The 11,696-nt window shown below is 74.1% G+C and carries 10 protein-coding genes; 5 read left to right on the forward strand and 5 right to left on the reverse strand.

From position 1 onward, the window contains the following. Positions 1–82: 82 nt before the first annotated feature. Complete coding sequence (locus HCC30_RS22410) at positions 83–850, forward strand: SDR family oxidoreductase (protein WP_169444488.1); 768 nt, start codon at positions 83–85, stop codon at positions 848–850. A gap of 9 nt (positions 851–859) precedes the next feature. Here the strand turns inward: HCC30_RS22410 and HCC30_RS22415 are convergent, their stop codons facing one another. Beyond that, positions 860–1,561, reverse strand: coding sequence for a FadR/GntR family transcriptional regulator (locus HCC30_RS22415; RefSeq protein WP_169444489.1), 702 nt, complete (start codon positions 1,559–1,561; stop codon positions 860–862). 198 nt (positions 1,562–1,759) lie between these two features. Here HCC30_RS22415 and HCC30_RS22420 point away from each other — a divergent pair, with 198 nt between their 5' ends. From HCC30_RS22420 to HCC30_RS22435, 4 genes are read left to right on the forward strand one after another with little or no spacing between them, the layout of a single operon-like run. Continuing rightward, complete coding sequence (locus HCC30_RS22420) at positions 1,760–3,880, forward strand: beta-galactosidase (protein WP_169444491.1); 2,121 nt, start codon at positions 1,760–1,762, stop codon at positions 3,878–3,880. Continuing rightward, positions 3,877–5,217: an extracellular solute-binding protein gene (locus HCC30_RS22425; protein ID WP_169444493.1), complete on the forward strand. Its 1,341-nt coding sequence runs from the start codon at positions 3,877–3,879 to the stop codon at positions 5,215–5,217. Before HCC30_RS22420 ends, HCC30_RS22425 begins: the two co-directional genes overlap by 4 nt. Then, positions 5,214–6,128 (forward strand): sugar ABC transporter permease, encoded by a 915-nt coding sequence (locus HCC30_RS22430; RefSeq protein WP_169444495.1) that lies wholly within the window; start codon positions 5,214–5,216, stop codon positions 6,126–6,128. The genes HCC30_RS22425 and HCC30_RS22430 overlap by 4 nt, the downstream gene beginning before the upstream one ends. Further along, entirely contained in the window at positions 6,125–7,054 is a 930-nt protein-coding gene (locus tag HCC30_RS22435; RefSeq protein ID WP_169444497.1) for a carbohydrate ABC transporter permease, read from the forward strand. The genes HCC30_RS22430 and HCC30_RS22435 overlap by 4 nt, the downstream gene beginning before the upstream one ends. A 14-nt stretch (positions 7,055–7,068) precedes the next feature. Here the strand turns inward: HCC30_RS22435 and HCC30_RS22440 are convergent, their stop codons facing one another. The 4 genes from HCC30_RS22440 to galT form a co-directional block, all read right to left on the reverse strand. After that, positions 7,069–7,857 (reverse strand): response regulator transcription factor, encoded by a 789-nt coding sequence (locus HCC30_RS22440; protein WP_169444498.1) that lies wholly within the window; start codon positions 7,855–7,857, stop codon positions 7,069–7,071. Between the two features lie 365 nt (positions 7,858–8,222). Then, complete coding sequence (gene galK / locus HCC30_RS22445; RefSeq protein ID WP_169444500.1) at positions 8,223–9,440, reverse strand: galactokinase; 1,218 nt, start codon at positions 9,438–9,440, stop codon at positions 8,223–8,225. After that, positions 9,437–10,432, reverse strand: a complete 996-nt coding sequence (galE, locus tag HCC30_RS22450) for a UDP-glucose 4-epimerase GalE (protein WP_169444501.1) — start codon at positions 10,430–10,432, stop codon at positions 9,437–9,439. Before galE ends, galK begins: the two co-directional genes overlap by 4 nt. Continuing rightward, positions 10,429–11,553 (reverse strand): galactose-1-phosphate uridylyltransferase, encoded by a 1,125-nt coding sequence (gene galT, locus HCC30_RS22455; RefSeq protein ID WP_169444503.1) that lies wholly within the window; start codon positions 11,551–11,553, stop codon positions 10,429–10,431. The genes galE and galT overlap by 4 nt, the downstream gene beginning before the upstream one ends. Positions 11,554–11,696: the final 143 nt, after the last annotated feature.

An 11,696-nucleotide genomic window follows, 5' to 3' on the forward strand; every position in this document is an offset into this window, starting at 1 on the left:
CGTCCGCGCCCGCTTCACTCCCGGGTGGACCGGCGGCGCGCGCCATGGCCGCGAGGCGGCGGCGGGGCCTAGCATGCGGCGCATGGACGGGGCTTGGGGACGTTTCGCGGACCGTACCGTCGTGGTGACCGGGGGCGGGGCCGGGATCGGGGCCGCTGTCGCGCACCGGGTCGCCGACGAGGGCGGGGCGGTCGTGCTGCTCGACAACGAGGAGGCGGGCGGGCACCGTACGGCGCGGGAGATCACCGCCGCCGGGGGCCGGGCCGCGTGCGTGCTGGGGGACGTGACGGACGAGCCCGCCTGGGAGCGGGTGCTGCGGACCGCGCACGACGGGTTCGGCGCCCGCGTCGACGGGCTGGTGAGCAACGCGGCGCTGATGCGGCCGGGGACGGCGGGCACGCTCTCGCTGCCCGAGTGGGAGGCACAGCTCGGGGTGAACCTCACCGGCGCCTTCCTCGGCTTCCGCGCCTGCCTGGACGACCTGCGCGAGCGGCGCGGCGCGGTGGTGCTGATGTCCTCGGTGCACGCGCACTTCGGGCTGCCGGGACGGCCCGCGTACGCCGCGACCAAGGCGGGGCTGACCGGGCTCGGGCGGCAGCTGGCCGTCGAGTACGGGCCGGAGGTACGGGTCAACTGCGTGCTGCCCGGGCCGGTTTGGACCCGGGCCTGGGAGGGCGTCGGCGAGGAGGACCGGCGGCGGACGGTCGAGCAGACGGTCGCCGGGCGGCACGGTTCGCCCGAGGAGGTCGCGGGGGCGGTGGCGTTCCTGCTGTCGGCCGACGCGTCCTATGTGACGGGGCAGGAGCTGGTCGTCGACGGGGGCTGGAGCGTGTACAAGACCTCGGCCTGACGGGCCGGCTCAGGGGTCGCGGCGGGTCTCGTCGCGGCGGGCCTGGGCGAGGAGGCGGCGGACGGCGGACTCGGCGGCCTCGGGGTCACGCGCGCGGACGGCGTCGAGGACGGCGCGGTGCACCGGCACCGGGTCCTCGTGCGGGGCCGCGTGGACGAGGCGGTCGCGCTGGGCGAGGCCCGCCTCGATGAACAGGTCCATGCGCGCGAGGAGTTCGTTGTGCGAGGCGGCGAACAGGGCGCGGTGGAAGGCGAGGTCGGCCTCGACGGCGCGGGCCGGGTCGCCGTACGCGGCGGCCATCGCGGCGAGCGCCCCGTCCAGCGCTTCCAGGTCGGCCTCGGTGCGGCGGAGGGCCGCCGAGCGGGCGCAGGCGGGCTCGACGGCGGCGCGGACCTCGGCGAGGTCGCGGAGGAGGCCGCCGCCGCGTTCCGGTCCGGCGGCGGCGAACTCCCAGCGCATGACGTCCGCGTCGAGGAGGTTCCAGCGGCCGCGCGGGGTGACGTAGGTGCCGCGGCGCTGCCGGGCGTCGACGAGGCCCTTGGCGGCGAGGACCTTCAGGGCCTCGCGGAGCGCGGTGAGACTGACGTCGAGTTCGGTCTCCAGGGCGGCGAGGTCGAGGGTGTGGCCCTCCGGCATCCGCCCCGAGACGATGCGGGTGCCCAGGTCCTCCACGGTCTTGCCGTGCACTCCGCGTCCCCGATAGGCCGCCATCCGCCGCGCTCCTCTCCCCGGGGCCGCGCGGCCGGTGCCGGCGGTTTCCCCTGACGTCTCCGGAACTTCGTCCGGATTTCACCGCTTTCCAGGGGTTCGGCCCGTTACCGCAAGAGGGTTGACCCCCGTTGAACTCATTAATTACTCATTAATGAATCAAGTCCACGCGTGTTCTTCCCGTCAAGGGGTGTGCGGCACATGGCAGTTGACCGGAACAGCGACAGTGGCGAAGCCGTCGGGGACCGCCGGGGACGGGTGTGGAGCCCGGGCACCGGCGGCCTGCTGTACGGCGGTGACTACAACCCCGAGCAGTGGCCCGAGCCGGTGTGGGCCGAGGACCTGGAGCTGATGCGGGAGGCCGGGGTCTCCATGGTCACGGCCGGGATCTTCTCCTGGGCGAAGGCCGAACCCTCCCCCGGCCGCTACGAGTTCGGCTGGTTCGACCGCGTCATGGACGGCCTCGCGGGCGCCGGGGTGCGGGTGTGCCTGGCCACGATGACGGCGTCACCGCCGCCGTGGCTGTCGCACGCGCACCCGGAGACGCTGCCCGTCGACGCCGAGGGCGTCCGGAAGTCGCCGGGCTCGCGGCAGCACTACTGCCCGTCCAGCCCGGTCTACCGGGAGCACGCGGCGCGGCTGGTGGAGCGGCTGGCGACGCGGTACGCGGACCATCCGGCGCTGGCGATGTGGCACATCGGGAACGAGTACGGCTGCCACACCCGGCAATGCTTCTGCGAGGTCTCGGCCGCGGAGTTCCGGCGCTGGCTGCGCGAGCGGTACGGCACCGTCGAGGAGCTCAACACGGCCTGGTCGACGGCGTTCTGGTCGCAGGCGTACGGCTCCTTCGCGCAGGTGCTGCCGCCGCGCGCGGCGCCGACCTTCCCCAACCCCGCGCACCAGCTGGACTACCTGCGGTTCAGCGACGAGGCGCTGCTCGGCTGCTACCTGACCGAGAAGGCGGTGCTGGACCGGGTCACCCCGCACGTCCCCGTCACCACCAATGTGATGCCGAACCACAAGCCGGTGAACGCCTTCGCCTGGGCCGCGCACCAGGACGTGCTGTCCCTGGACTACTACCAGGACCCGCACGAGCCGCTGCCCGAGGTGCGCGCCGGGTACACCTTCGACCTGATGCGCTCGGCCGGCGGCGGCCGCCCCTGGCTGCTGCTGGAGCAGGCGCCAGGCGCGGTCAACTGGCGGCCGCGGAACGGGCCCAAGGCGCCGGGGCTGATGCGGCTGTGGAGCTGGCAGGCGGTGGCGCAGGGCGCGGACGCGGTGCTGTTCTTCCAGTGGCGGCAGTCGCTGGGCGGGGCCGAGAAGTACCACTCGGCGATGGTCCCGCACGGCGGCCGCGACACCCGGATCTTCCGCGAAGTGACCGAGCTGGGCCGGGAGTTGGCGTCCGTCCCGGAGATCGCGGGCAGCCGCTCGGCGGCGGAGGCGGCGCTGCTGCTCGACTGGGACAGCTGGCGGGCGCTGGAGCTGGCGGCCCGCCCGTCGACGCTGAACCAGACGGAGCTGTCCCTCGGCCACTACCGGCCGCTGTTCGAGGCGGGCGTGGCCTGCGACGTGCTGCCGCCGGACGCGGACCTGACCGGCCACCGGCTGCTCGTCGCGCCGAACCTGTACCTGCTGAGCGAGCGGGACGCCGAGCACCTCACCGGGTACGTGACGGGCGGCGGGCACCTGCTCGTCTCGTTCTTCTCCGGCATCGTCGACCCGCACGACCGCGTGCACCCCGGCGGCCACCCGGGCGTGCTGCGGCGGCTGCTGGGGCTGCGCACGGAGGAGTTCTGGCCGCTGGCCGAGGACGAGCGGGTGACGCTCGAGGGCCGGGTCAACGGCCGGGCCGACCTGTGGTCGGAGGCCGTCGAGCCGGAGGGCGCCGAGGTGCTGGCCGTCTTCGGCAAGGACCACCCGGCCCTCGCCGGACGGCCCGCCGTCACCCGCCACCGGGTCGGCGCCGGCACCGTCTGGTACCTGGCGACCCGACCCGAACCGCGCGCCATGCGCGCCCTGATGGACACCGTACGGGCGGCCGCGGGCGTCGAGCCGGTGCTCCCCGGGCTGCCCGACGGGGTGCAGGCCACGCGCCGCGAACGGGCCGACGGCTCCGGCGGCTTCCTGTTCCTGCTCAACCACTCCGGGGCGGCCGCCGAGGTCGCGCTGCCCGAACCGATGACGGACCTGCTGACGCCCGCGCCCGGCGGGCCGCTGCGCGAGGTCCGGCTGGAGCCGTCCGGAGTGGCCGTCCTGTCCCGGCCCGGCACGGCCCGCGCACGGGACGGCGCACCGGACGGCGGGAGGCGAGGGGCATGACGCTCAGCCGGAGAAGTGCGCTGCGCGGGGCCGCCGTCGCCGGTTCGGCGCTGGCCGGCGCGGGGCTCGCGGGGTGCGCGGACGTGCCGGGCGCGGCCCGGACGACCCGGCAGGCGCCGCGTCGCGGGGACGGGCCCGTACGGCTGGTGTTCTGGACCTGGGTGCCGCTGCACCGGGCCGTGAAGCTGTGGAACCGCACCCGGGAGGACATCAAGGTCGAGCTCCAGATCATCCCGGCCAACATCAACGGCGGCTACCAGAAGATGCACGCGGCCCTGAAGTCCGGGAACCCGCCGGACCTGGCGCAGGTCGAGTACTACGAGCTGCCCGCGTTCATGCTGGTCCAGGGCCTGACCGACCTCTCCCGGTACGGCGCCGAGCGGCTGCGGGACGCGTATGTGCCCTGGCAGTGGGAGCAAGGGGTGTTCGACGGGCGGGTGTTCACGGTGCCGCAGGCCTCGGGCCCGATGGCGATGTTCTACCGCCGGGACCTCCTCGACCGCTGGGACATCCCCGTCCCCCGCACCTGGGGCGAGTTCGAGCGGGCCGCGCGGACGGTGAAGCGGCGCGGCGGCGGGGCCAGGCTCACCGCGTTCCCGCCGAACCAGCCGCAGTGGTTCACCGCGCTGGTGTGGCAGCACGGCGCCCGGTGGATCACGACCGAGGGCGACGAGTGGGTCGTCGACCTGGCGCATCCGGCGGCGCTGGAGGTCGCCGAGTTCTGGGAGCGGATGGTGCGGGACGGGCTGGTGTCCACGATGGCCGACCAGCAGAGCGGCTGGTACCGCGCACTCCAGACCGGCGAACTGGTCTCCTGGGTCGGCCCGCAGTGGGGCGACGCGCTGCTGCGCGGCAACACGCCCCGCACGAAGGGCAATTGGCGGGTGGCGCCGATGCCGCGCTGGGAGACCGGCGCCTCCGGCTCGGGCAACTGGGGCGGCTCCTCGACGGCGGTGCTCCAGGGCAGCCGCCACCCGCGGGAGGCGCTGGAGTTCGCGCACTGGCTGAACACCGCGCCGGAGAGCATCGCGCTGCTCACCGAGGCCGGGTACGGCTGGCCCGGCGCGCGGAACGCCGTCGAGGGCACCGGCCTGGACCGTCCCGACCCGTTCTTCGGCGGCCAGCGCTACAACGAGGTCTTCGCCGCCTCGGACCGGAAGGTCGACACCTCCTGGGCCTGGTCGCCGACGCAGGACCAGCTGTTCTCGCACGTCATTGACGCCTTCGGGGCCGCCGTCTCGGAACGCGGCTCGCTGGTGGAGGCGTTGCGCGACTGCCAGGGCCGCGCCGTCGACGACCTGCTCGCCAAGGGCCTGCGGGCGAGGAGCGCGCGGTGAGCGCCCGGCGCCGGTCCGCGCGCCCCGACCGGGCCGCCTGGTGGTTTCTCGGCCCGTTCGTCGCGCTGTTCCTGCTGACCTTCGCCGCGCCCGTGGTGTACGCCGTCTACCAGTCGCTGCTGACCACCGAGCGGCACGGGCCGCTCGGGCTCGGCGGCGCGAGCACCGGCTTCGCGGGGCTGGAGAACTACCGGCTGGCGCTGAGCGAGGCCGGGTTCCTGGAGGGCTTCGGCCGGGTGCTGCTGTTCGGCGTCGTGCAGGTGCCGCTGATGCTGCTGCTGGCGACGGTGCTGGCGCTGCTGCTGGAGCACGTCTCGCGCCGCTGGGCCGGGCTGCTGCGCGCCACCTACTTCCTGCCGTACGGGGTGCCGGGCGTGATCGCGTCCATCCTGTGGGGCTTCCTCTACATCCCCGGGGTGAGCCCGGTGGTGGAGCTGATGGGCGGGCTGGCCCCGGACTTCCTGGGGCACGGCACCGTGCTGTGGTCGATCGCGAACATCGTGATCTGGGAGTTCGCGGGCTACAACATGCTCGTCATCGTCGCCCAACTCCAGTCCGTCCCCCAGGAGTTGTACGAGGCGGCGCGGATCGACGGGGCCGGGCCCTGGCAGACGGCGCTGCGGATCAAGCTGCCGCTGATCCGTCCCGCGCTGGTGCTCACCGCTGTGTTCTCGATCATCGGGACGCTGCAGCTGTTCTCCGAACCGCTGCTGCTCAAGCCGCTGACGCCGAGCATCAGCACCGCGTACACGCCGAACCTCAGCGCCTACACCGACGCCTTCTCCAACAACAACGTCTATCTGGCGGCGGCCAAGTCCGTGCTCCTCGCGTCCGTCGCCTGCGTGCTCTCGTTCGGATTCCTCAGCCTGACCACCCGCAAGGACCGCGACAGCCGGAGGCGCAGCCGATGACGACGACCGCGACCCGGACCCGCGCCGACGACGAGCCCGGCGGCGGCCCCGCCCGCGCGGGGGCGCCCGCGCAGCGGACCGCGCGCCGCCGCCCGCGCCCCGGACGGGTGCTCATGGCGGGCTTCCTGACGGTGGCCGCCTGCTACTTCCTGCTGCCGGTCTACTGGCTCGCGGTGGCCTCCACCAAGAGCACCGACCGGCTCTTCGGCAGCTTCGGGCTCACCCTCTCCGACCCCCAATGGCTGCACAACATCAGCCGGCTGTTCTCCTACGACAGCGGCATCTACCTGCGCTGGGCCGTCAACTCGCTGCTGTACGCGGGCGTCGGCGCCGTGCTGGCCACGCTGCTGGCGGGCGCGGCCGGGTTCGCGCTGGCCACCTACCGGTTCCGGGGCCGGGAGGCGGTGTTCAAGGGCATCCTCGCGGGCGTCCTGCTGCCGACGACGGCCCTGGCGCTGCCGCTGTACCTGCTCTTCGGCAAGCTCGGGCTGACCGACACCTACTGGTCGGTGCTGCTGCCCTCGCTGGTCAGCCCGTTCGGCGCGTACCTGTGCCGGATCTACGCGGAGTCGGCGGTGCCCACGACGCTGCTGGAGGCGGCACGGGTGGACGGCGCGGGCGAGGGGCGGATCTTCTTCACACTCGTCCTGCGGATCATGAGCCCGGCGCTGGTGACGGTGCTGCTGTTCCAGTTCGTGCACATCTGGAACAACTACTTCCTGCCGCTGGTGATGCTCGCCGACGACCGCAAGTACCCCATCACCCTCGGCCTCGCGACCTGGCGCACCGCCGCCGACCGGCACCCCGAGCTGTACCAGCTGACCATCGGCGGCGCCTTCGTCTCCGTCGTCCCACTGGCGGTGGCCATGCTCGTCCTCCAGCGGTACTGGCGCACGGGGCTGACGGAGGGCGGGGTGAAGGAGTAACCGGCGGGCGGGGGTCAGCGCACGGGCGCCGGGTCGAGGTCGGCCGGGCCGACGCCCGCGCGGCGGGCCAGCGCGACGGCGGCGAGCGTCGAGTGCACGCCGAGCTTGCCGAGCACGTTCTGCATGTGGGTGCGGACGGTGTGCGGGGAGAGGTAGAGCCGCTCGGCGACGGCCTTGCGGCCGAGCCCCGCGACCATGCAGCGCAGCACCTCGCGCTCGCGCGGGGTGAGCGCCTCGACGAGGAGTTCGCTCTCGGTGCGGTGCTTGCGGGTCGCGGTGAGCTCGCGCAGGACGTGGGTGAGCAGCGCGGGCGCGAGGTGCGTCTCGTTCCGCAGCACGCCGCGGATCACCTGGAGCAGCCGCGAGAGCGAGCAGTCCTTGCCGATCCAGCCGCCCGCACCGGCCTGCAACGCGGCGGCGGCGCGCGCCGCGTCGTCCCGCTCGGCGAGGACGACGGTGCGCAGCCGGGGGTGCGCCGAGGCGACGCGGGCCAGGAACGGCGCCGGGGCGGCCGCGGGCTCGGCGCCCGAACCGCCCTCGGCGGGTGCGCCGTTGGGGCCGCCGTTGGCGGGGGCCGTCCCGTTGGCGGCGGGGTCCTGGCCGTCGAGGCCCGCGAGGCCGTCGTCGACGAGGACGACGTCGAAGCGGCGGCCGTCCGCCGCCGCCCGGTCCAGCGCACGCAGCGCGGCCGGGACGCTGCCGGCCGCGACGACCTCGACGTCCTGCTCGGCTGCCAGGGCCGCGGCGAGCGACTCGGCGAAGATGCGGTGGTCGTCGACCACCAGAACCCGGATCCGTGCCATGGAACCCCCTGCGTCGCGGGTACGGCGCCCGGCCCGGGGGCGGGCCCCGGCCGCGCGGCCGCCGCCGCGCGCGGGACCGACTGCCCCGCTCCGGGCGTCGTACCCGGTGCGCTCTCGCCCCCTGATCGGCGATCGGCACCGGCCCCCACCGGTGCCGCGCATACGCTTTCTACAGTACGGCCGGCCCCCGGCCACGGGAACAGATTCACCGAACTGCTTGGCCCCGATAGGGGCGCGGGGAACTGCGCGAACAACCACGGCGCACGGGGTGGCCCGGTGACGGCGTTGCGCACCCCGCGCCGTGGCGGGCGCTGCGCTTGCCGGCCCTGCGCCTTCGCGCAGACCTCCCAAGCGCAGCGCCCGGTTCAGCCCGTGCGCCGGGCGCCCCCGCCCGGCACCGCCTCGAAGACGCGCGGCTCCCGGTAGCCCGCCGCGGCGAACGCCGAGGCGACGGCCGTGCCGACCCGCTCCGCCACCGCGTCCTCGACCAGCACGATCGCCGAGCCGCCGAAGCCGCCGCCGGTCATCCGCGCACCCAGCGCCCCCGCCGCGTTCGCGGACTCCACGACGGTGTCCAGCTCGGGGCAGGAGACGGCGAAGTCGTCCCGCAGGGAGGCGTGTCCGGCGGTGAGGACGGGGCCGATGGCGCGCGGATCGCCCGCGTCCAGCAGCCGGATCGTCTCCTCGACCCGCCGGTTCTCCGTGACGACGTGCCGCACCAGGCGCCGCACCTCCGGGTCGTCGAGCCGCGCCAGCGCCTCGTCCAGCCCCTCGTAGGGCACGTCCCGCAGGGCGCGCACGCCGAGCGCGGCGGCCCCCGCCTCGCACCCCGCGCGCCGCTCCGCGTACGCGCCGGTGCCGAGCGCGTGCTTGACCCGGGTGTCGACGACGAGCAGCCGCAGCCCCCGCGCCGCGAGGTCGAACGGGACCTGGCGCTGGGTGAGATCGCGGGTGTCGAGGTGCAGGGCGTGGCCCGCGGTGCAGCAGGCGGAGGCCATCTGGTCCATGATGCCGACGGGTACGCCGACGAAGTCGTTCTCCCCGTGGCGGCAGATCCGGGCGATCTCCTCGGGGGTGAGCTCCAGCGCGTTCAGCTCGTCCAGCGCGAAGGCCGTGGCGACCTCCAGCGCGGCGGAGGAGGAGAGTCCGGCGCCGACCGGCACCGTCGACTCGATGTGCAGGTCGGCACCGCCGACCCGGTACCCGTGCGCGCGCAGCGACCACAGCACGCCGGCCGGGTACGCGGCCCAGCCGCCGCGGTCGCCGACCGGGCCGCGCGGCTCCAGCGTGTCCAGGTCGAGCTGGACGACGCCGGAGCCGATCTCCCCGGAGTGCAGCCGCAGTACGCCGTCGTCGCGGCGTGCGGCGGCGACGCGGCAGGTGTGCGGGAGGGCGAGCGGCATGACGAAACCGTCGTTGTAGTCGGTGTGTTCGCCGATCAGGTTGACCCGCCCGGGCGCCGCCCAGACGCCGTCGGGCGCGGGCCCGTAGACCTCGCGGAAGCCGTCGGCCGCGCGTGCCGCGTCGACCGCGTCCGTCGTGTCCCCCGTGCCCGTGCCGCTCGTTCCGCCCGTACCGGTCATCGCCTCGCTGCTCCCTGCTCCTGGTGTGCCACCTGTGCGAACTGCCACGCGTCCTCGACGATCCCGGCGAGGCCGGAGCGCGAGGGCTGCCAGCCGAGCCGCTCCCTGGCCCGCTCGGCCGAGGCGACGAGCACGGCGGGGTCGCCGCCGCGGCGCGGCGCGGTCACCTCGGGGACGGGGTGCCCGGTCACCTTCCGTACGGTGTCGATGACTTCGCGGACGGAGAAGCCGTTGCCGTTGCCGAGGTTGCAGACGAGGTGCTCACCGCCGGTGGCCGCGTCCAGCGCGAGCAGGTGGGCCTCGGCGAGGTCGGCGACGTGGATGTAGTCGCGGACGCAGGTGCCGTCGGGCGTCGGGTAGTCCTCGCCGAAGACGGAGACGGACTCGCGGCGGCCCTGCGCGACCTGGAGCACGATCGGGATGAGGTGCGACTCGGGGTCGTGCCGCTCGCCGAGCACGGTGCCCTCGCGGGAGCGGTAGGCGCCGGCGACGTTGAAGTACCGCAGGGAGGCGGCGGCCAGGCCGTGCGCCCGGCACTCGCCGCCGATCATGTGGTCGACGGCGAGCTTGGAGGCGCCGTAGGGGCTGGTCGGCTCGGTCGGGTCGGTCTCCGTGATGGGTGTGCGGACGGGCTCGCCGTAGGTGGCGGCCGTGGAGGAGAAGACGAGCTTGCGCACCCCGGACTCCCGCATGGCGGCGAGGAGTTCGATGGTGCCGCCGACGTTGTTCCGCCAGTACTTGTCCGGGTCGGTGACGGACTCGCCGACCTGCGAGTGCGCGGCGAAGTGCAGCACGCCGTCGTAGCTGCCGTCCAGGACGCGGCCCGCCTCCTGGATGCGTCCCTCGACGAACTCCGCGCCGGCGGGCACCCCTTCGGCGAAGCCGGTGGACAGGTCGTCCAGAACCGTGACGGTGTGCCCCGCCTCCAGCAGGTGGGCGGCCACGACGCTGCCCACGTATCCCGCTCCACCGGTCACCAGGTACTTGCTCATGTGCTCGCTACCTCTCGGAGTCGCTGCGCCGCGGCTTCCGGCGGCACGTCGTTGATGAATACGTTCATGCCGGATTCGGAACCCGCGAGGAACTTCAGCTTTCCGGAAGTGCGGCGGACGGTGAAGAGCTCGAGGTGCAGCGCGAACTCCTCGCGCGCGGCGGCCCCCTTGCGCCCCGTGCCGCGGGCCCGGAAGGGCGCCTGGTGCCAGGCCGCGATGTACGGGGTGCGCGGCTCGTGCGGACCGAAGATCCGGTCGAAGCGGCGCAGGAGTTCCAGGTAGACGCCGGGGAACTCGGCGCGGGCCGCCTCGCTCAGCGCGAGCAGGTCGGGCACCCGGGGCTTGGGGTAGAGGTGCACCTCGTACGGCCAGTGCGCGGCGTGCGGGACGAAGGCGACCCAGTGCTCGGCGTCGAGCACGATCCGCTGCCCGTCGGCGATCTCGGAGGCGACGACGTCGTCGAACAGGTTACGCCCGCCGGTGCGTTCCGCGTACTCGGCGGCGGAGCGCAGCATCCGGGCCGTGCGCGGGGTGGTGAAGGGGTACGCGTAGATCTGACCGTGCGGGTGCTGGAGCGTCACGCCGATCTCCTCGCCGCGGTTCTCGAAGCAGAAGACCTGCTCCACGCCGGGGTGCTGGGCGAGTTCGGCGGTGCGGTCGGTCCAGGCGTCGAGGACGAGGCGGGCCTGTTCCCCGGTGAGGGAGGCGAAGGAGGCGTCGTGGTCGGAGGTGAAGCAGACGACCTCGCAGCGCCCGGCGCCGGGGCGGTGCGCGAACAGCCCGTGCGGGCCGTCCTCGGTCTGCGGGCCGGGGCCTCCGGTGAAGGAGGGGAAGCGGTTCTCGAAGACGGCGACGTCGTAGTCCGCCTCGGGGATCTCGCTGAGCCGGCCCTCGCGTGAGGGGCACAGCGGGCACTCGTCGGCCGGCGGGTGGTAGGTGCGGCCCTGCCGGTGCGCGGTGACGGCGGTCCACTCGGCGAGCAGCGGGTCGTAGCGGATCTCGGAGGCGGTGGAGGTCGCGTCCAGGGGGCGCTGGTCGGGGGCGTCCCGCACCGCGTCGTCCCGGAGGTCGTAGTAGACGATCTCCCGGCCGTCGGCGAGCCGGTTCGAGGTCTTCTTCACGTGCGGACTCCCCATGTACGTCAGCTGTACGCCAGCCCCAGCAGCCTCAACTTCTCAAACATATTCGCACACGATAAATCACGAGCCAACAGCCCTCGGAGTCGTGCGCGGGTCCTAGGTTACATACCGGACATTAAGCACAA

This window comes from Streptomyces sp. HNM0574, from assembly GCF_012726235.1.
Taxonomy (GTDB): domain Bacteria; phylum Actinomycetota; class Actinomycetes; order Streptomycetales; family Streptomycetaceae; genus Streptomyces.

Bases quoted from the DNA above. Each gene is read 5' to 3' on its own strand.
- HCC30_RS22410 (WP_169444488.1), top strand. From the start codon at position 83: ATGGACGGGGCTTGGGGACGTTTCGCGGACCGTACCGTCGTGGTGACC.
- HCC30_RS22415 (WP_169444489.1), bottom strand. From the start codon at position 1,561: ATGGCGGCCTATCGGGGACGCGGAGTGCACGGCAAGACCGTGGAGGAC.
- HCC30_RS22420 (WP_169444491.1), top strand. From the start codon at position 1,760: ATGGCAGTTGACCGGAACAGCGACAGTGGCGAAGCCGTCGGGGACCGC.
- HCC30_RS22425 (WP_169444493.1), top strand. From the start codon at position 3,877: ATGACGCTCAGCCGGAGAAGTGCGCTGCGCGGGGCCGCCGTCGCCGGT.
- HCC30_RS22435 (WP_169444497.1), top strand. From the start codon at position 6,125: ATGACGACGACCGCGACCCGGACCCGCGCCGACGACGAGCCCGGCGGC.
- HCC30_RS22440 (WP_169444498.1), bottom strand. From the start codon at position 7,857: ATGGCACGGATCCGGGTTCTGGTGGTCGACGACCACCGCATCTTCGCC.
- galK (WP_169444500.1), bottom strand. From the start codon at position 9,440: ATGACCGGTACGGGCGGAACGAGCGGCACGGGCACGGGGGACACGACG.
- galE (WP_169444501.1), bottom strand. From the start codon at position 10,432: ATGAGCAAGTACCTGGTGACCGGTGGAGCGGGATACGTGGGCAGCGTC.